This window comes from Rhizobium sp. LEGMi-198b (assembly GCF_054114205.1).
Map to the genome: position 1 here is coordinate 135,567 of NZ_JBSYVH010000005.1, position 20,768 is coordinate 156,334.

9 protein-coding genes and 1 pseudogene are annotated in these 20,768 nt (G+C 59.1%); 5 read left to right on the top strand and 5 right to left on the bottom strand.

The window, feature by feature from the left end; all coding sequences use genetic code 11:
* Positions 1-8 precede the first annotated feature (8 nt).
* Positions 9-1,169, top strand: coding sequence for a COG3904 family protein (locus ACXHXG_RS19890; protein WP_457900392.1), 1,161 nt, complete (start codon positions 9-11; stop codon positions 1,167-1,169).
* Position 1,170: 1 nt separating this feature from the next.
* Here the strand turns inward: ACXHXG_RS19890 and ACXHXG_RS19895 are convergent, their stop codons facing one another.
* Entirely contained in the window at positions 1,171-3,093 is a 1,923-nt protein-coding gene (locus ACXHXG_RS19895) for a DUF4236 domain-containing protein (RefSeq protein ID WP_457900393.1), read from the bottom strand.
* 772 nt (positions 3,094-3,865) lie between these two features.
* Here ACXHXG_RS19895 and ACXHXG_RS19900 point away from each other — a divergent pair.
* Complete coding sequence (locus tag ACXHXG_RS19900; protein ID WP_457900394.1) at positions 3,866-5,287, top strand: ISNCY family transposase; 1,422 nt, start codon at positions 3,866-3,868, stop codon at positions 5,285-5,287.
* Between the two features lie 6 nt (positions 5,288-5,293).
* Here the strand turns inward: ACXHXG_RS19900 and ACXHXG_RS19905 are convergent, their stop codons facing one another.
* On the bottom strand, positions 5,294-6,031 hold the full coding sequence (locus ACXHXG_RS19905) for a hypothetical protein (protein ID WP_457900395.1): 738 nt from the start codon (positions 6,029-6,031) through the stop codon (positions 5,294-5,296).
* A gap of 310 nt (positions 6,032-6,341) precedes the next feature.
* Between ACXHXG_RS19905 and ACXHXG_RS19910 the strand changes: the two are divergent.
* Positions 6,342-7,710 (top strand): annotated as a pseudogene (locus ACXHXG_RS19910) (ISNCY family transposase).
* An 846-nt stretch (positions 7,711-8,556) separates the two neighbouring features.
* Here ACXHXG_RS19910 and ACXHXG_RS19915 read toward each other — a convergent pair.
* The 3 genes from ACXHXG_RS19915 to ACXHXG_RS19925 form a co-directional block, all read right to left on the bottom strand.
* Positions 8,557-9,672: a hypothetical protein gene (locus ACXHXG_RS19915; RefSeq protein ID WP_457900396.1), complete on the bottom strand. Its 1,116-nt coding sequence runs from the start codon at positions 9,670-9,672 to the stop codon at positions 8,557-8,559.
* Between the two features lie 4 nt (positions 9,673-9,676).
* Entirely contained in the window at positions 9,677-10,231 is a 555-nt protein-coding gene (locus tag ACXHXG_RS19920) for a DUF4365 domain-containing protein (RefSeq protein ID WP_457900397.1), read from the bottom strand.
* 93 nt (positions 10,232-10,324) lie between these two features.
* On the bottom strand, positions 10,325-10,966 hold the full coding sequence (locus ACXHXG_RS19925; protein ID WP_457900398.1) for a hypothetical protein: 642 nt from the start codon (positions 10,964-10,966) through the stop codon (positions 10,325-10,327).
* 311 nt (positions 10,967-11,277) lie between these two features.
* Here ACXHXG_RS19925 and ACXHXG_RS19930 point away from each other — a divergent pair, with 311 nt between their 5' ends.
* Positions 11,278-14,640, top strand: coding sequence for an STY4851/ECs_5259 family protein (locus ACXHXG_RS19930; protein ID WP_457900399.1), 3,363 nt, complete (start codon positions 11,278-11,280; stop codon positions 14,638-14,640).
* The gene (locus ACXHXG_RS19935; RefSeq protein WP_457900400.1) at positions 14,637-20,762 is read left to right on the top strand and encodes a DEAD/DEAH box helicase; all 6,126 of its coding nucleotides are present in this window, start codon (positions 14,637-14,639) and stop codon (positions 20,760-20,762) included. The genes ACXHXG_RS19930 and ACXHXG_RS19935 overlap by 4 nt, the downstream gene beginning before the upstream one ends.
* Positions 20,763-20,768 lie beyond the last annotated feature (6 nt).

A 20,768-nucleotide genomic window follows, 5' to 3' on the forward strand; every position in this document is an offset into this window, starting at 1 on the left:
AGGGAGCGATGCGCTCGTCTATCTTTATTTCGGTCGTCATTTCATTGTTAGCGCTGACCGCCAGCCCCAGTCACGCAGCGATCAGATTTGCCCATGTAAAAGCAGCGAACAACGACATCTTGCTGATTGAAGGAGCGTTTGAAGCCACCGATCGTCCCGATAAGCTCGAAACCGAAATCAAGAGCAGCATTCCAAAATTCGTCGCGTTCAATTCGCTTGGCGGTGATGGAGATGCTGCTATCGGATACGGTCGAGCTATTCGTCGACTGAAGCTTTTGACACTGCAGGTCTCAGGTTCAAAATGCGAGGCTGCATGCTTACTCGCCTTTGTTGGTGGGACCCAGCGCTTTGCTGAAGATTCCTCTATGGTCGTGGATCGGACGCTTCTTTCGTCGGGAACACCTGGCCAGCAAACCAGCAGCGACAAATACAAATCCTATTTCACGGAGATGGGTCTCGACCCCAGCTTTCTTGCGTTCGTCACCGGTCTTGCTGACGGGGATCGGCGGGTGCTGTCGTTGATCGATATGGCTGGCTTCGGTCTCGTGACCGGCCAGCCCACGCCTTATGTGGCACCGACGGCGGAAGAGACGGTCGCATCGGAGGAGGTTCCCTCGGCAGCATTGAACGAGGCTGCGCTTCAGTTCTTTCAGGACATGCAGCGAACCTGGTCCACAAACGAAGGAATGTCGTTCCTCGCAAGCAATTACGGAGATTCGGTTCTCTATTATGGCTCCCAGCGCTCAAAGGCAGATGTCCTACAGGAGAAGCAGCAGTTCGCGATCCGCTGGCCCATGCGCATCTATGCCGTTCGATCCGGCACCGCGCACGCAGCATGTTTTGACATCTGCACCATCTTCGCCGTGGTCGACTGGTATACCTACAGCCCCGCACGCAAAAAATCATCCTCGGGCGCGGTGAATGCGGTCATGACATGGGACCCCACGACCCATAAGATTCTGGCTGAGAACGGTAAGATTACGACCAATGACAAATCGGTAGCTGGACCAGATCGGATTATTCGTCGGTGGCTAACCGACAGCTCTGCGTGCTCGCTGTCATACTCACAGGACGCCTGCAATTCACAAGCGCTGCTTCTGACACAACTGGGCAACAGTGGTTGGTGCCGCAAACCCGATGCGACTTGGGGGCCGTGTACCCCTCAATAAGTTACCGGCCACCTAGCCGGGGGGTAGGCGTGAACGTATTTTGCATCTTGGGTGCTGCCGCCTGAAGCGAGACCGGACGTTGAGCAAGCAATTCCTTTGGCACCCATCCCATCGCTGACGCACCACCAGAGACATGGACCCATCCACCTTCCGTCTCAAGAACGGCCAGCAAAGCATTCTTCCCGACTGCGGCGACCGGAATGTAATTTGCGCCGGGCCCATCCCTCAACTGGAAGGGCTGCCTGAGGTAGGCGAACTTCAGCTCCCGTGGGGCTATATAAGGCGTGACGGGAGATTCGGATGCAGTAGCGACAGGAGACGCATCGGGTGCGGTCGCTGCTGCCGCAAGGGTCTCGAAGGTAGCGGGATCAGGCGTTGGCTCCTGATTAATTTGCGGGAGATCAGGTGTCTGGGACGGCCCCGCATTTGTCATTTCCGACGTCTCATCATTCGAGGCTTGGGTGAGGGGGGCGACCTGACTAGGGCTGGAAGCAGAGCTCGATGCGGGCGAGGCTGGTGTCGCTGGTCCGCTGGATGGCAACGACGTGACTTGCTCTGAATCGGTAGTAGAGGCGGCGGGTGTCGCAAGTGTGGACGATGACGATGCGACTTGTCCTGAACCAAAGGCAATAGCGGACCGCGTTGTCATAGGCTTAGTCGATTGTTCGGCGTGTTGGAATGCAGCGATAGCAATAGGAAGTCCGAAAATGCCGCCAATGATGAAACCTATTGCAGGCATATTGCTCTTTAGCTTCCGCTCGGTCGGCACAAGCGAGCTTGGTGTCACTGCTGGCGATGTGGGCGTTTGGTCCGATGGAATAGTTTTCGGCGTTTGCGAGGCCTCGGTCTTTGCTTTCCCCAAAGCTTGGCAACCCGCGACAAAGTCAGCTAGCTTTCCTACTTGCGAAAACTCCAGCACTTCATTCAGGCCGCTGTCGCTTTGCAGATGCAGGGTATCGTAGAGACAGATGGGCAGTTTTCGGTTATTCCGAAAACGCCGATCAGGCCCGCCACTCTTGTTCGGGTGCTGCCAAGTATGGTCGACGACCTTCGCGTCACGGGGTACATGCCCACCCTCGATGAACCGTGACTCCTGCCAGCGAGTGCGGAGATCGGAGTACGACACCGCCCCGAAACGCGAATTGTGGGCGACTAAAGCAACGTCAGGCATGAAATAGATGATCTGTTTGCCAACGTGCATCGAGGGCGGCGTGATATTGCTTTTGATCACCTTGGGCAACGCGTAGACCAGCTTCGTGGAAGTGCGCTTGACCAGGTGTGAGGCACCTGCGTTCCTTTTCCAGGTCGTCAGATCGTTAATCGCACCACCAGCCTCGATATGCCATTTTCCTACGCATGCACGTAAGCCGTCGAATGCCGCGATTGTCTCCTTGTAGGCCGCCTCAACTGGCCCATCGATATCATAGAAGAGAACTGTCGACCGACGATAGGAGTCGAGCCATGCTCCGATCGCCCAGGCGGGCAGGTCAGCAAGCAGCACCCAAATACCCACCGTTGGTATTTTCGCCAGTAGGAAAATGCCGACAACGGCAAAAAGCCATCCGAAAATGGTGGCGAGTCTCCACTGGTTGGCCTTCGCATTGATTTCGTCGAGCAACTCGCCGAAGTTCTCGTCGCGCATCGACAAGACGTCTCCGGACTCAATCTCGACCATCTTAACGGCGGATTGTTCGAAAGTGACCCGAGCGGGAGGGGACTCGTGAGTGGTCCTCTGTCGACGTTTGCCAGCACTGCTGAGTGACGCTCGATAATACAGGCCGCCTTGTCCGGCGTGGATGTAGTGGCCCCGGGGTCCGGTACCGACCCGCAAGCCTTTCACGCCAACCGAGACACCGACACCGCCCTTGGAGAAATTAAATCGGAATGGTCCCGCCTTTACTGACTTGCGAATGTAAAATGGCACCTTAGCCCCCAAATCCTGCAACGGGTGGATGCTACAGGAATTTTCCGCTGCAACGAAAGGGTTTGTAGTCGAAAGCCTGTGATTTGGGAGCCGAGAACTTGTCCACAGATCAATCCTACCTTGACGTCAGGCATAGCTAGGGTACGGCGCCGCCCGCGATTGGCCCCTAGCGCTCATTCACGAGGTTGCGGAGTGGCGCCAAAGGCAGACTGAGCTGGTCCGATATCGACAGCCGGTTGCTCTTGAGCGGGCAGCTAAGGTGCGGAAAGACCGCTTTTGCACGCAGTCGCCAATGCTCTCGATGCAGATTTATCAGGCCTATCCATAGCCGGGGATTTATCATCCACGGGAGCGGCGATGGCGTGCAAAGATGGAGCGGCTGGAATATCCGGAACTGGCCCCGAGGGACGCGAGACAGGCCACCGAGGGCCGTGACCTAATTCAATTCGGGATAGTTGTGGCAGGGAGCGAACCTGTAGGCGTGCTTCCAGATACCCTGGTTTCGCTGGAGCAGCGCGGGTGGGTAATTCCGGCAATTTTGTGTTTTCGCCACGCTTCCTTCCGAATCTCGCCGTCTTTCGTTCGGTCTTACAGCTGAGCAACAGCCGACAAACTGTCTATGAGTTCCATAATGTATGTTACGCCACATTGTAGTGTAAGAGCTATTTAGTAATGCGACAGTCTCGCCTTTCGACGCACTGGTCAAATCCAACGTTGGGAGCAAGGATGACGATCTTCAGCCTGGTCGAGACCATGAACGGTCGGAGTCGTGATGTCTTGTTTGATCACCATGTCGCAGAAAGAGTTGCATCGTCTTGAACTTATCCAGAAGATCCGTGACCAACGCCTAAGCGTTGTCCAGGCTGCCGAACGGCTCGACCTCAGTCGAAGTCAGGTCCATCGGCTGCTGCGGGCCTATGACCGGGATGGTCCGGCCGGCCTTGTTTCAAAGAAGCGATCACGACCAAGCAACCGGCGCCATAGCGAAGAGTTTCGCAATGCGGTGCTGGATCTGATCCGCGAGCGCTATCTGGATTTCGGTCCGACGCTGGCACGCGAGAAGCTGCTCGAGTTGCACCAGATCTCGGTCGCCAAGGAGACGCTGCGGCAATGGATGACCGAGGCTGGTATCTGGATTTCGCGTCGTGAACGCAAGAAACGGGTTTTCCAGCCACGTGGTCGGCGCGACTGCTTTGGCGAACTGGTGCAGATCGACGGATCGCATCACTGGTGGTTCGAGAACCGCGGCCCCAAATGCGCGCTGCTCGTCTATATCGATGACGCCATCGGCAAGCTATTGCACCTGCGTTTCGCCGGATCGGAGAATACGTTCGACTATCTGCATGCGACAAAGGATTATCTGCAGCAGTGGGGCAAGCCGTTGGCTTTCTACAGCGACAAACATGGTGTCTTTCGATCGACGCATCCGTCGAAGAAGGACAGGACAAGCGGTCTGACGCAGTTCGGCCGGGCGCTTTATGAGCTCAACATCGATATCATCTGCGCCAACACCCCTCAGGCCAAGGGTCGGGTGGAACGTGCCAACCAGACATTGCAGGATCGGCTTGTGAAGGAATTACGGCTTCGCGGCATTGATACGATCGAAGCTGCCAATTCCTATGCGCCTGAGTTCATTGCGGATTTCAACACTCGCTTTGGCAAGCAACCACGCAATCCAAAGGACATGCACCGACCGCTGGCCAACCACGAGAACCTCGATGGTGCCATGTGCCGGAAGGAAGTCCGCACGCTGTCGCAATCTCTGACGCTACGCTACGACAAGGTGTTATTCATTCTCGATCCGACCGAGATTTCCAGGCCACTGGCTGGCCAGAAAGTGATCGTCTGCGACTACCCGGACGGACGGCTCGAGATCATGCACGAGAGCTTTTCCCTGCCCTACAGGACCTTCGATACGTTGCGCTCGGTGCATCGTGCGGAGGTCGTCGACAACAAGCGGCTGGAAGACATGCTGTCGATCGTCGCCGAGTTGCAAGCCGGCCGAGAACAGCAACGCAGCAAGAGTGGTCCCCGACGCACTGGGCAGAAGGATCATATGTTTGGCATTCGGGACGGTAGCACAGCCAACGGCTATCAGAAGCGGGGACGCAAGCCGAGGACAGATTACATGAACGATCCGGCGGTGATCGCACGGCGAGAGAAAGCGTTATTGAGGCAACCAGCGGCGGAATAAAGATCGTCAGTGCACGCCGATGTCGCTTTGCGTATCCGATTCCAGCTGCAGGCATGCGGACCAAAGCGGTGTCTTGTGGAAGGATCCGTCCTGGAAGAGTGTGAGGCCCTCTCTTGCTTCATAGAGCAAGCCGAGCCAGCACAAGCGCCGTAAGACGCCGTATTTTAGATCGGATTTCAGCTTCCAGGCTTCCAGGGTCATTTCGGTTTCCGAAAGAGGCGCCAGATCTGGATAGAGGATTTTCACAACCTCCATTGGCGTGCAACCTTCTCTGGCCTTGATATTGAGAAGATTGAGGAACATGCGCCACCAGCGTAAACGCGCTCGGACCTCCTCTTCCCGCTCGGTGGCGTGGACATACGAATAGAGATAATCCGTCGCGACCAGATCGAAGAAGGCTTGCGGGTTCACCAGAAACTCCCGGCCGCGTCTGGTTGGCAGCAGCACATCCTTTTTCCGGCGAAGAAGCTTCAGATGATGGGTCATGTCGCGCACGACCCAGAGCGGCGGCATGTCGCGTTCATTGAGCACCTTGTGCATGCTGTAGAGGTCTTCGGCTGTAAAGTCGGGCCAGAGGAAGTTAACAGCGGCCCAATGCACGAACTTGCGGTTCATGGCGCCGGTTGCCGTCAATCCTATGCCCCCCTCACCGTCAGCATAGGCAACCGAAAGAAGCATGCCGCGAAGAAGTGGTGACAGCGCGGCGATGTCGACGTCACCTTGCAGGTTGATTTCCGGAAGCATCGTGCGGCTTTGATCCCCAACTGCGCCATGCAAGTGCTAGCGAGTATCGAGCGGTAAAAGAACAATTGCCAGTGAGAAAGCTAAAGCCGAAGGGGAATGTTATCACCCGCCCCCGCTCCGCCCTTTCAACCCGGCCCAGCCGGCCGGATCGGGGGCTGATTGTCAGAGCCAGTGTCGCATTTCTAACTGGCTGACAATGTCGCGCGTCTAGCCAGCTTTGACATGTAGTGTAGCCGCAAAGTTAAAGTGTCCTGATCCTGCAAAGTTAGAATGTCACTCTCCCCGGTTTTGATGACCTGGGAGATTGCGGATGGGATTGATAGCGATGAGCGAGCGCGACCTGCAGCGGATCGAGATTTTGTCGAAGGTAGTCGCCGGCCGCATGACGTTGGTGTCGGCGGCACATGTGCTTGACCTGAGTACGCGCCAGGTGCGTCGGCTGCAGGATCGGCACGGACGGCGCGGCGTCGATCCGCCACAAGGCAATCGGCCGGCCGTCGAACAATCGGATCAGCGACGGTGTTCGACACTATGCGGTGACGCTGGTTCGCGAACGGTATGCGGATTTCGGGCCGACGCTGGCGGCCGAGAAGCTTGCCGAACGCGATGGATTGCGTGTGTCGCGCGAGACATTGCGCAGCTGGATGTCGGATGCCGGGCTTTGGCTGTCGCGCAAGCAGCGGCGGACGTTTCATCAACCGCGGCTGCGGCGCGAAGCCTATGGCGAACTGGTGCAGATCGATGGGTCCGAGCACCGTTGGTTCGAGGATCGCGGGCCGCCTTGCTCGCTGCTGGTGTTCGTCGACGATGCGACCGGCAAATTGATGCAGCTGCGCTTTGTGCGTTCGGAGAGCACCTTCAGCTATTTCGAGGCGCTCGAACTTTACCTGAAGGATCATGGTGCGCCGATCGCGTTTTACTCCGACAAGCATACGGTGTTCCGCGTCCCTAAAAAGGACGCCAAAGGGGGCCAGGGCATGACCCAGTTCGGGCGGGCACTGTGCGAGTTAAACATCGAGATTCTTTGTGCAAATTCGAGCCAGGCCAAGGGCCGGGTCGAGCGGATGAACCGGACGCTGCAGGACCGATTGGTCAAGGAGCTGCGGCTGGCCGGGATCGACACGATGGAGGCCGGCAATGCGTTTTTGCCGGACTTCGTGGAGGATTACAATGCGCGGTTTGCGATCGCCCCTGCGCGATCTGACGACCTGCATCGACCGCTGAATCTGGCGGCAGATCGACTGGCCGCGATCCTGTGCAAGCGCGAGCAGCGCTATGTCGGCGCGCAGCTGACGTTTTCGTTCGAGCGCCAGCGGATCATGCTGCAGGAGACCGAGGTGACGCGCGGGTTGGCTGGTCGCTATGTCGAGACCTATGCCTATGCCGACGGTCGGCTGGATGTGCGTTGGAAAGGCTATTCCCTGCCCTACACGGTGTTCGACAAGGACCAGCGGGTGACGCATGCGGCGATCACCGAGAACAAAAGGCTTGGCGATGTGCTGGCCTATATCAAGGAACGACAAGAGCAGCATTTGAAGCCGAAGGTGAAGACCAACAGCGACAAAAATGGCTACGTCAAACGGGCTCGTGGACCGGGCCGGCGGAAGGACTTCATGAGTAATCCGGCGGTGATTGCGCGGCGGGAGAAAGCGCTGTCGCGGCGGCAAGGTACGGAGTAGCTGTCGATTGGATAGTCTCAAAGCTAAAGCCGAAGAGGTGTGTTTACCACCCGCCCCGATCTGATCTTGCAACCCGGACCAGCCGGTCAGATCGGGGCTGGTCGTCGTGCCGTGCGGATCCGGAAGTGACATTTTAACTTTGCGCGCAAACGGACATTCCAACTCCTCCGCCACATGTAGTGTAGCGGCTATTTAGTAATGCGACAGTGAGCGTCGCCGTATAATTTTGGACTGCGGTCACGCGTTCTTGGACTGAGCACCCACAATTTTGGATTCCCGCAGAGCCCTCCTCGAGGCTCTTTTGCGGTCGTTCAAACCGGCGCCGGCAATTCATCTCAGGAGCTGCGAATCCCAGTGGCTGGCCCGGCAAATTTTTTTCGAGACGGACGAACTTTTTTTCAGAGTAACAGAAAAAGCGGCACCGACGACACCACAGTCTAGTCGAGGTATTGCTGAGTATCTCGAGGGATTTGTGTTTATTGTGTTTGAGTTCGACAGTTTAGCTCGGAAAAACTACTTCAAGCGGCCTCTTCAGTGGTCCGAAAAGCGACCAAACGGGAACAAATTCGATCATGTGTACCACCTGCTTGTACCACATTTCTGGTCGCCTCTGAGACGGCGAAAACTCGTTTTCTTCAGCTGGTTGGCGCAGCTTTCTCAAACGGGGGACCGCATTTGCGCCACCATGCGAGCACACGAAAGCAAAGTGGTACATCAATATGTACCACTTTTCGCCGATCAGGCCCCAATCAGCGATACCGGTACACGTCGAAGCTTGCGCGAGGCTTGCGTGACGCCGTGCGAGGTCGTCGCGATTCCATTCCCCGCCTCCCGCCGATGACTGGTTCAGATCGTGAGGACCGTGAGATCGCCCGGATCGTTGAGAGACCACAGACGGCCCTTTCGCCGAAGCTTTCCCTGGATGGTGATGGGCTGCCCTTGCCGATGGGCTTCCACGGCGACCAGATAGCGGGCCGGGTCGAGACTGATGGAGACCTTGACCATTCCCAGGTTTGGGCTGTCCCAGTTTACCTGAATGACCCGGTCGGCGTCGTCGTCCATAAGGTCTGAAGGATTCCCTGCCGCATGCAGGTTTACGATCCGGCCGAAGATCGACACTTCGGCTTCCGTGTCGTCCTTTGCAAGACGGGCCGCGGCGTCCTTCAGAATGTCGCGGTAGCGGGTCTCGATCTTGAACGGCGCGGGCAACGGCGCCTCGGGCTCCCACTCCGGGGAAAGGACGAAGGAAAGCTCGATCCGAGGGATTCCTGTTCCTTCGATGATCCCGACCAGCTCGTTGCACATGTTGGCGTTCAGGCCCTCGGGCGCGGACAGAATGGGTTCGAGATCATCCTGGGCATAGGCCGTCTTCAAGGATTCAAGGCCAACGGCAATTCGTCGGAGGGTCTTCCTGCCGAGCGGCAATTCCGGTGCCGCGAAGGGCATCAGCGTCTGGTCGTTCAAGCCCACCGGAGATTCGATGGCGAGACCGAAGCTTCCTTTGAAGGTATGCGCGAAGCGGCATCCGTCCGCGAACTCTTTGGCTTCCTTCACCGTGCGGCGGAACGAGCGGGCGCCTGTTATCACCGTCGTCGCCGATGCGGCGATGACGCCTTTCATGCCGTTCAAATAGGATCTTGCGGCCCTTAGTTCGATGGAATCGTGCCTCAGATAGTCATCCGGCACCGTGGCAAGGATCTTGTCGAAGCTCAGCGAAACGAGCATGGCGCGCAGGCCCGATTCCGTCAGCTCGTAAACCTGCCTGACGGTCTCCAGCGCCGCCGCCAGTTCGGCATGGTCTGCATCCTCGCCGGCACTCTCCGTCGAGAAGAATATGTTCACGGCAGGACGTCCGTCGTCTTCGGCGCGCACGAACCGGGTGAGCGCGCCGTCCCTGCTCTGCTGCTGCTTCCATCCCTGCCGAACGAGGTAGCGCATGATGGATTGCTTGGTCACGTCCATGGCGTCACACCCCGAACGCTGAGAAGGCGGCTTCGAGCCGCTTTCGATTGTCGTCGAGGATGGTCGTCAACGTCGACACGTTCAGCAGGTTGCGTCGAGGGAAGCTGATCTGCCGCGTCGTGTTCTCATTCTCGATCCGAGGCCCTGTCACGGTCGTGAAGTAGCAGCACTTGCGGAGAAGAAGCGAGTCTTCGGAAAATTCCATCCACTCGTCCTCGTTATCCGGTAGACACATCAAGATCAGGATCGCTGGAACGGCGCCGGGGCCACGGCCCGCGAGCTTGTTGTACGCCTTGGACTTCATGCTCCATTGGACGTCGTCGCCGGCTACCTTCCAATCCTTCGAGCATTTTAGCTGGAAGTCGATCGTGTAGCCCGCCTTGACCAGGTTCTGCTTTCCGGTCGCGGGATCGGTCTCGACCCTCGCGATGAGGTCTAGCTGCCCGTCGAATCCATAGTCGAACTCGTCCTTCATGCTGAGCCAGACGCGAGCCGCGGACGACAGTGCCTGCACGTAGGCGCGGCTCAATCCTTCCTGCGCATGGTTCTTCGTTAGCAAGATGTCCCCGTCCCGCGAATCGTCGCCGGCATGTTGCGTCGAAATGGTTGAAACTTCGTTCCGCGCGAATCCTTGTTTGTATCGCCTTTGATCCTATTGAAGGCTCCGCTCGATCAACGACCTGATCTCGTCCGCGGTCATGGCGTTGTGTCTCCCGTTCCAGTTTTCGTTGGTGTGGTTCCACATGCTCCCCTGGGAGACGATCAGCAGCTTTCCGGAGAGCAGCCGCAGGACTGTCTTTGCGTCTTCAGGGACAGGCACCTCGTTGCCATCCTCGTCATGCCGCCAGACACCATGCTCCATCAGGCCGTAGTCGTAGTCCTCTCCGTCGATCCGTGCGATCTGCTCGGAATACTCGTCGACGGTTTCGTAGATGCCGGTCGGCTGCATCCGCCGCAGCTCAAGGAGGAAGAAGGACTCGATGGGTGCCTTCTCGATGTACTCGAACCGCAGGACCCTTGGCGCCGTCTCTAGCAGGCCGGTCTCGCTCAGATCGAACATCAGCTTGCTGCCGTCGTCATGAACCTCGACGCCTTCGAGAGGCAGATGGCCGTTCGGCGGCAGAAACGAATAGTTTCCGACCATAAATGGCCGAAGGACTTCCGCGCAGTCGTAAGGATCCGTCCATGATCTCGATGTCGGCGGCGACGACCCGAAGGCGGAGCGGACGGCGTCTTTCCAAAGGACGTCGAGGCGTTGCTGGTATTCCATACGCTTTTTCTCAAACTCATCCATGCCGAATCTCCTTTTCTAGCACGCTAGGACGAAAGGCCGTTCGCCCAAAGTGAAACCTTCAACCATCGGACGATCACCAGCGGCGCAGTAACAGGAGAGGAATCACACGTCGGATATGTCGGCCGGTGCGAAATTAGGCCAGCATAAACTCTGCGGGGTCAGGAAGGTGAAAGATCACACTTGATCTTCAACCCCTGGTAACAGACAAATCATACGTTGCTGATGCAACACAGGGGGAGTCTTTGGGTCTATCAACGCTATCGGATGATCAGCTCCGGAGGGAGTTCGAGCGCGGCCGAGACGATCTTTCCATGCTCGAAGCGATCAACAACGAATTGAACAAACGCGATACCGACGACGCATTCGAACTTCAGCTCGATGTCGTCGGCGTTCTGGCCAAGCTCAGAAAGACAGCCAAGCCACCATCGACGCCTGCAAAGCCGACCTCGATGCCAGCGGACGCACTCGTGCGATGGAAGCTGTCCTACCTTGGACGCCGTGGACTTGAAGCACCCGACGGACGGCCGCTCCATCGATATCGTATGAGCGATAACGAGTATGCGGAAATCCGAGAAATTTTACGCGCAACAACCGGCCGCCTGTTGCGGGAAGACGGCGTCGCTGCGAGCTTGTTTGTTGCGTTCTGTGCGGAATGGTTTCGTCGAGAGTCCACCAGTCTTTTCTTGAAATGGGATTCCCTGAACCTCGACGTCCTCAACGACGTGCCTCATGACGCGCGCCGGCGCCTCGCGGAAGCCGGCCTGAGGTACTGGAAGCGCCCTCTCCTAAGATTCGACAACGGTCGCGAATTCTTGCTCTCCCTCGCATTGGAAGGCGGGATATCGGCCCATGTGATCGCCGATGGCGGCTCAACGTGGCTCTCTGAATACCTTCGGGCCATCATGCGCTTTTCGCTCATGGACGGTCACGCCGACCACGTAAAAGGTTACGCGCACGACATGTCGGAGATGATCCGCAAGTCCTACAAACAGGAAGGATTCGTGGATCTATGCGCCGAACTCGTTCTGACCTTGCTCGAGTGGCGCAGGACGGTGGAGACAGCGCCGAATGGTGTCGACCCTATACAGTTTCTCGACGCGCACAGCCCGGACTGGAAGGCGTCGCTTCCAATCTTCATACCCAGCAACGACGACCACATCGCGCGCCGGCTGCTCAACGGTCTACTTGTTGAAAAAGTGGAAACAGGACCCGTTGGCAGCGGCGTCGGCGCGGATCGTTACCTCGTTCTCGAAAACGATCGGTGGCGGCCGGCGTTGCTGCTCAATGCACGTGGAGATATTCCGGCAGGCAAGCTCCCCGGCATCTCCTCGAAGGGTCGATGGAAGGCCGGCCCCTCGGGGAAGCTGGCGGACTTTCTTCCGAGCCAGTTGGCGCTATTCGAGCCCCCGACCGAACACGAGAAGACATGGCGCGTTCGCCCCACGACACAGCTAGACCGGCTGCTTGTCGGATTTGGTTTCAACGAACCTGTCACCATCAATCTAACGTGCGGATCTGACGTGCAGCCCTTTCCTTGGCCCGGCGGCTCACCGGTGGTCGGGAAGATCATGGCGTTTGTCGCCGAGGGGGCCGATGTCCAATCTCAGAAAAAGCTGAGGCTGGCCAAGGTTGGTTCAGCCAGCCTTCCAGCGGCCACGGTCTACGTAATGGCACCTGCGGACTGGATCGTGACAACGGAGGAAGGAACCGCTCTTTCTGCGAGCTGGCCAGGCTACGCCGGGACGCTTGTCCACGCGGTCGCCGGCACGGCCTACTTCCAGAAGCCGGGCGCAACTTTCGGAGAGCGTTACAGGATAGAGGCCGGGAAGGACGAGAGGCATGAAAGTCTGTCACTGACGTCCGTGGAAGCATCTCCTCTCCAGTCGATGGAAGAACTCGAGATCTTCGAGGGTCCCGTGACGATCGAGATCGCCTGCCCCTCCGGGACAAGACAGATCCGCCCGAACGAAGTCCTGATACGTCAGCCCGGTGGCCCTTGGGTCCCGGTGAACGACCGTCGGGTCTGTCGCTTCGGCGTTTTCGACATTTCGTGGCGCGACCCGATCGCGAACATCCAGCTCGAACGCCGTCGCATCGCGATAATGCCCATCGGCGCGCGCCTTAAGGGAAGGATGGTCAGCAGCGTCGAGGCACAGGTCGTTCAAGAGAAACTGGAAGGATGGAACGTCAGCCTTGAGTCGACCGAGGTGAAGGCAACCTCGCTGCGCGAGGGAGAATACCGGCTCGCGTTCGCCCGCCGGCCCCGCTATCGGGTCGATGCAGTTTTGCGCGCTCCCGGCGGGCAGCCCTTCAAGGTGTCCGTTCCCATCAAGAGCCGGCTTGCCTCGGTGATCTCCAGCGACGGAGAAATCATTCAGCCTGGCCAGGAGATCGACGTCACCGCGCTCCGTGGAGCGATCGCCGAGTCGTCCTCGAAAGCGACGCTGACGCTCACGCCCCGGAACGAACGGTCGAATACTCTTCAGTTCAGCTTCACCGGAGAGCTTCCGCTTTCCGTGTTGAAGCCGGTCGTCGAAGAACTGATGGCACGCATCAGCGAGCAGGACGCGGTTCTCGACATGGACTTCATCGGGGATGCGAGGACATCGATCAGGGTCAAGCGATATCGATACTCTCCCCCTCACTACCGAGACGGGACGATCGTGCTCGGCCAGGCGATGCCCACCGACCCCGTCGTCCGGATGATCCTCCGGCCCGCCGAAGAACACGCCCTGAGATCCAACGCCGATGGCACGTTTGCGTTGCCCGATTTCTGCGAGGGGTCATGTCTTGTCTACGTACGGGACGGGCCAGACGTCGTCTCCAGACCGCTCCTTGTTCGGCTTCCGGCCGGCGATGTGGGCGAATCCCATTTCCGCTCCGCACTTTTCGCCCCTGATACCAGGACCAGACTGGAGAAGTTCGACGAGGCCATCGTCCAGTTCGAAGCTGGAACGTTGCCGCCCGACGACGTCAACTACCTTCTCGATCTCGCCAGCAATCTGAACGGTCTCCCCGCGGCGGCATTCGACGTCCTCAAAGTCATGGCACGACGGCCGCAGTCGATGCTCCGCCTCTTGTTCAAGGCAGGGGACGATGCGCAGAGACAAGCCATCTGGGCGCTCCAGGACCAGTTGCCATTCCTGTGGCTGTCCCTGCCATCGAGAGCGTGGCGGGACATTCTCGTCGCCGAGAGAGAAGAGTTCGAAACCGCGCTTTCGCTAGTACAATTGCCCCCGGAGAAGGTCTTCGAATTCCTGGCCAACCGCGTCAGGTCTCTGTGTGACTCGCTTCTGTCCCTTGAACCTGCACTCGCCGCGGTTCTCGACGTCGGAGGCGTGAAGGCGCAGCCGACGTTGGACATGGTGCTGATGGAATACGTACGCGATCAGCATCTTTTCGACGACGAGACGTCTCATCGGAACACCATCCGGAATCCTGTGCTGGAACTGTTGTCGCAATCCTCCATCCGCCTGCCGTCGGAGTTCGAAAACCACAGCGTGGCGGAATTCGAGGGCATCGCGGTTCCTGCATTTCTCGCGGCTGCCGCGACTGGCAGAATTGCATCGAGCGGACTTTCAGATGTCGTGGTGCGAAAAACCCTCCGCGAGCACGGCCGTTACGTATCGTTCGCCTACCCGCATCTTCTACGTTTCTATGAGGCCCTTTCTTGAAGCCCTTTAACACGCTTTCCGATATTCGTCGTAGATCTGCCGAAGCAATCATCGCTCAGTCCGGGATCAGGAACGTGGCCCTCGCCGACCACATGCGGCGCATGTTCGGCTCCGACGCGCCCGATGCAGGCGCCCTGCTCCAGCAGCCGGTCATCGAAGGATCGCATCCGTACGTCGCCGCCAAAAAGACGATGTCCGAAGTCGAGGCATCGGTGCTGCATCCTCGCTTCGTCTCGATGCTGGACGAGATTGCACCGTCGAACGACTATCGGTTCCCCAAGGGGCGCCGTCCCTTTGCTCATCAGTTGACCGCCTGGGAGCATCTAGCCGGCCGCTCGACCCCTCAGTCCCTCCTGGTCACCTCGGGAACCGGTTCGGGCAAGACGGAATGCTTCCTGTTCCCGATTTTGAGCGACCTTATCCGACAGCTCGATGCGACGAGCACGCCGCTCGAAGGCGTTCAGGCAATCATGCTATATCCGTTGAACGCGCTGATCGAAAGCCAGCAGGAACGGCTCTCCACCTGGACGGCGCCGTTCGGCGGAAAGATCAGGTACTGCCTCTACAACGGCAACCTTCCGCAATCCGAACCGAACTCGGTTCGTCGGGAGACACCTGAGAAGCTCAGGGATCGCGAGCAGCTACGAGCTAGTCCGCCCCCGGTTCTGGTTACGAACATCACGATGCTCGAGTACATGCTCGCACGCAGCGAGGACCAACCGATCATCGAGAAATCCAAGGGAAAACTGAAGTGGATCGTTCTTGACGAGGCGCACTCGTTAGTGGGCGCCGCCGCGGCTGAGATTGCGCTACTGCTGCGTCGCGTTCTTCTGGCCTTCGAATGCAAACCCGAAGAGGTTCATTTCGTGGCGACGTCGGCCACGATCGGGAGTGGCGACGACATACAGGCGCAGCTCAAACGGTTCCTGGCCGACGTGGCGGGGATCGAGCATGCGAACGTGCATGTCGTCGAAGGTCACCGCCAGCTTCCCGGCCGTCCTTCGAAACGCGGGAGGATCACCGACGTCGAAGCCCTTTTCGACGCTCGACCCGAAGAGCTTTATGAAGCCCTCGCGGCCGACGATCGCGTATGGAGCCTCATTTCCGATCGACTGTTCAAGGAGCCGCTGACACTTGCCGAATTCGAACGGTCCGCGCAGTCGCTGGGTCTCGACGCTGAGCGGTTCCTGACGCTGCTATCGAGCGCGGTCAGGCCGCATCCCGACGCGAAGGAGGACGAGGAGAGGCTTGCGCCCGTGCGTGTGCACAGTTTTGAGCGGGCTGTACCCGGCTTGTGGACCTGTGTGAACGATGGCTGCCCGGCGTCGCCCGCTGGCTGGTCCTTCGGCGCAATATATCTCGATCGCTGCGACTTGTGCCCGGCGTGTAGCGCTCCGGTGCTGGAGATCGTGAGCTGCTCGGAGTGCGGCGAGGTCCTTCTCGAGGCAGTGGAGCTCCCGAATGATCGGATCCGTGGTACGCGACGCGACCTAGGCAAGGATGAGTTCGAAGCAGAGGCGACGAGAGAGGACGACGGCACAGGCGACGACGCGGATGACGAGGCCGACGACGCCGAGCAGGAGTTGGTCGAGGATCTGGTGGGTACCGAGATTCTGATTGGCGTAGCGGCCGGCCCCGACTTCAGGCCGTTGCACCTCTCGAGAACCGACTGGAGGATCGAGGCCGTTGCATCGCCAAGCTCCGCGTCAGTCTACTCGGCCTTGAAGCAGGACTCATGCCCCTGCTGCCAGTCCGCCGCCGCGAGCGGCATCGACAAGCTACTTCGCCCCGTTCGCTTCGGAGCGCCGTTCATGATTGCGAGCGCCGCACCGATCCTTCTCGAAGGAGTCGACGCAGAGGTGGATAGGGAAGTCTCGCCGTCGCAAGGACGGCGCGTCCTATCATTTACGGACAGCCGGCAGGGGACGGCCCGCATGTCGGCAAAGATACAGGCCGAGGCCGAGCGAAACTTCGTCCGCTCGTTCGTATACCATACCGTCCAACATTCGCTTCAAGCCGGGACCTCGGTCGACACGTCCGAGATAGAGAAGACGATAGCAAGCCTCGAGCCGGTCGTTGCCGCCACCAGGGACCCCAACCTCCAAAATCTGCTCGACCAGCAGAAAAAAGCACTCGCCGACGCATCCAAGCCATCACTGGAGGGCGTGGCTTGGGACGATGTGGTCGCACGCCTGTCGCAGCGGAAAGAGGTCGGTCAGTGGGTGAAGGAAGTTTGGGAGCCTCGCGATCCGGGACTGTTCAACGACAGCAGGAAGCTGGCTGACTTTCTCCTGCTCCGAGAATTCGCGAGACGTCCGCGAACCGCGCTCTCTCTCGAAAGCCTGGGGCTCGCGCGGCTCCGCTTCGCCGCGATCGACAAACAGACTGTCGTACCGCCCGCCTTCGCGCGACATGGAAAGGGGATCGAGGACTGGCGCGCTTTCCTATACGCCATCACGGCGTTCTTCCTGCGAGGCAATTCCGCCGTCGCGATCGATCCGGCGGTCATGCATTGGATCACGCCCAGAGCCAAGATGCGGGCTTTGCGCGCGCCGGGCAGAACCACTGATGGCGAGCGGCGGTTCCTAGGGTGGCCGGGAATTCCGAAGAAGGGGAATCCTTCGACGCCTCAGTTGCTCCTGATGAGCGGACTTGGGCTTGATCAGTCGCGGCCAGATCACCGCGCCGATTTCGAGGAGATATTCGACAGGGCATGGCATCAGCTTCAGGCAGTGTTCAACAGCGATCCGGATCGCCCTGCCCTCGACCTGCGCAAGGCCCACATCGCGCCCCTGCGCGACGGCTATTTCTGCGCACTGACGCGTAGAATTGTCGACATCGCCCCATTCGGCTCAAGTCCGCTCGTCCGGGCGTCTAGGCATTCCGCCTGCCGCGTGGCAGAGCCTAGGAAGATGCCCAGTCTTCCCGCGGTTCTGCTCGGCGACGTCGACTTCGACGAAGGTCGGCGGAAGATCCGCGAATGGCTTGAGGGCTCCGAAGAGGTGAAGGGTCTGCGGGCAGATGGTGCTTGGAACAACATTTCGGACCGCGTCGCCCTGTTCGCCGATTACTCACGGTCTGCCGAACATTCAGCCCAGCAGGACGCCTCCGTCCTCCAGCATTACGAGGCGCAGTTCAAAGCGGGCAAAATCAACATTCTGAACTGCTCCACGACGATGGAGATGGGCGTCGACATCGGATCGGTATCGACGGTCCTGATGACTAACGTTCCGCCGTCGATCGCCAACTACAAGCAGCGAGTGGGACGCGCCGGCCGACGCAGGCAGCCATTTTCGCTCGCCTTCACCTTCTGCAGGGATCGCCCCCTCGACCGGGAAGCCTTCAATTCACCGGAGCGCTATCTGGGCCGCACCTTGGCGGCGCCCAAGGTGGCGCTGAGCAGCCGCCCGATCGTTCAGAGGCACGTGAACGCCTTCCTTTTGCGGCGCTTCATGCTTGCGCGTGGCGGCAACCCGCTCAAGATGGAAATCGGAGCGTTCATGGGTACGCCGGCGGTGGTCGGCGAGGCTCGGCCCGTTGCGGAACTGCGGCCGATCGCAGCGTTTCGCGAGTGGCTTGGGAAGCCTTCGACAGCCGCCGCGGTCGAAACCGAGCTCACAAGCCTCGTCAGGCACTCGGTTCTCGAAGGGCAGTCCGATCTCGTCGAGAGTTGCGTGGAAATCGCGACGCTTCTGGAAACGGGGTTCGTAAACGAATGGACGGGCTTGCAGGCTCTCGCCAAGGACGAAGGCATCAAGGATGCTGCCAAGGGGAGAATGGCTCTCGAGTTGAAGCGCCTTTGTCAAGAATTCCTCCTCAGCGCGCTGGCCGATCGCGGCTTCCTTCCAGGTCACGGCTTTCCGACCGGCGTCGTCACGTTCGTCCCACACAAATCAAAGCACACCGATCCGCAGGATGGACGGCGCACGACCCGGCTTGTCGGACCGCAACGATCGCTCGACCTCGCTATCCGCGATTACGCCCCAGGTTCCGAGATCGTCCTCGACGGTTTGGTGCATAAGTCGGCTGGCGTGCTTCTGAATTGGAAGCGGCCGGCGAGCGAGGAAAACGTCCGGGAGGTTCAAAGCCTAAAGTTCCACTGGGTGTGCCAGAGCTGCGGCACCAGCGATACCGGACGTGACCTGGTGGCCGAATGCCCGATCTGCGCGGGAGCCGTGAGAAACGAACAGTACCTCCGACCAGCAGGATTCTCTGTCGACGCCCGAGAGAAAGCGCATGCGGAGACGGACATCATCTCCTACGTCCCTCCGGAAGAGCCGAGCGTGTCGGTGCGCGCGAGCGCTTGGGCTTCGCTTCCAGTGCCGGATCTCGGCCGGTTCAGGAGCACGAGAGAAGGGTCCGTCTACTACAGCAACCGCGGACAGTCGAAAAACGGATATGCCCTCTGCCTTCACTGCGGTCGCGCGGCGCCCGACCACCAGAAGCTTGAGAACGGCGACCCCGACCCTACGCACCCATCTCCGCTCGAGCTGCACCTTCCACTGCGATGGAAGAAGGGCGAGAGCCGACTATTCTGCGAAGGCAACGACAGTTCCTGGGCCATCAAGAGGAACTTGGAACTGGGCTATGAGATCACGACCGACGTCTTCGAGCTCCAGCCGTCAGCGCCTCTGACAAGAGCTGCAGCAACCGCGCTTGTCATTGCCCTGCGCGAAGGCATAGCTCGCGACCTCGGCATCGAAGCGGACGAGATGGGGTTCGCGACGCAGAGCTGGGACGGCGTCCTCGCTCAGCGTGTGCGGTCGATGCTCGTGTTCGACCGTGCCGCAGGAGGGGCGGGATTCTCGACTGCGATACCACCGCGACTTCCGACTGTCCTGCGGGAGGCTCGGTCGGTACTGAACTGCCCGAATCCTGGATGCACGACGGGATGCGCCTCATGCGTGCTGGTGTCCGACGCTCCCTTCGAAGAGGGACGACTAGACAGAACCGCAGCTTTGGACTTCCTTGACGCTCATCTCTCGTTCAATGACGACGTCCCCGAAGAGGATCGGTTTGGGGTGGATCCAGTGCTCTCCACGTCCACAGTGGACGAAGTCAACCGACTCCTCGTCGTCTCTGCGAAGCCTATCGTTCACGTCTTCCTTCCCGAGGCGACGGACCCCGGACAACTGTCCGAGTGGGCGTCGCTAACGCAGTTCGGAAAGTGGTATTCGCAAGGATACGACGTTCGTTTCGTCCTCCCGGACGCCGCCCTTTCTTCCTACGACGGTGCGAGGAAGCTGGCATTCTACGACCTCGCACAGCGTTTCAGCCGTACGGGAGGCACGTTCCCGATGCTGTCTGGAAACCTAGCCGCCCAGGCGAACGGCGCGTTCGCCGGTATTTCGGTGACCACGGCCGGCCGAACCACTGCTTGGGCGTCGAGAGACGCTTCACCCTGGCTCCCCGGAACGAGATGGGGGCAGCCTGGAACAATGCCGGTGGTCAAGGCGGCCGTGAATTGGACGCCCTCTTTCTCGCCGCTAGAGAGCAAGGCACTGCTTCCGTCGCCCACGTCCAGATACGAACCGATCAAAGGCGAACTGGACCGATCGCTGACGCTGTTTGGGAACGGAATGGCGTCTAAGATTCGGGGGCTGCTCGAAGAACTTGGAATACCGAAGACATCTACGATCGAGTCCGTTATCTACAGCGATCCCTACGTGAAGTCGCCGTTGGTGGCGAAAATGTTCGTCGACACGGTCGCCGCATTGACAAAAGGCTCGACGCCGCGTCCCGTCATCTCTCTGTTGACCGGCGACAGACCGGGAACGAAGCCTGGAATGCAGAACGCGATCTCGAACGACTGGCGCGACAGCGCGGTGGCGGAGATGGTGTTGAAGGAATACGCGAAAAGGAAGGACGTCGACCTTGATATCACGTTCCAACGTGTTGCTCACGGTCGCTACATGCATGTGCGTTTTCCCGGTGGGAAGGAGGCGACCATCGTGTTCGACCAAGGTTTCGGCGCATGGAACTCAGTAGGAAACGGCGGGACCTCCACACGTTTTGACTTTCGAGATTCGCCCGTTAGGCAGGCGGAGTCGATGGGCAGATGCGGTGCGATGGTCAGCAAGACAGGTCTTGGTCCCACGTACCTTGTGGCTAGCATCGATTAGCGATGT

Excerpts from the sequence above, each read along its gene's own strand:
- ACXHXG_RS19890 (WP_457900392.1), top strand. The coding sequence starts at position 9 with ATGCGCTCGTCTATCTTTATTTCGGTCGTCATTTCATTGTTAGCGCTG.
- ACXHXG_RS19900 (WP_457900394.1), top strand. The coding sequence starts at position 3,866 with ATGTCTTGTTTGATCACCATGTCGCAGAAAGAGTTGCATCGTCTTGAA.
- ACXHXG_RS19905 (WP_457900395.1), bottom strand. The coding sequence starts at position 6,031 with ATGCTTCCGGAAATCAACCTGCAAGGTGACGTCGACATCGCCGCGCTG.
- ACXHXG_RS19915 (WP_457900396.1), bottom strand. The coding sequence starts at position 9,672 with ATGGACGTGACCAAGCAATCCATCATGCGCTACCTCGTTCGGCAGGGA.
- ACXHXG_RS19925 (WP_457900398.1), bottom strand. The coding sequence starts at position 10,966 with ATGGATGAGTTTGAGAAAAAGCGTATGGAATACCAGCAACGCCTCGAC.
- ACXHXG_RS19930 (WP_457900399.1), top strand. The coding sequence starts at position 11,278 with ATGCTCGAAGCGATCAACAACGAATTGAACAAACGCGATACCGACGAC.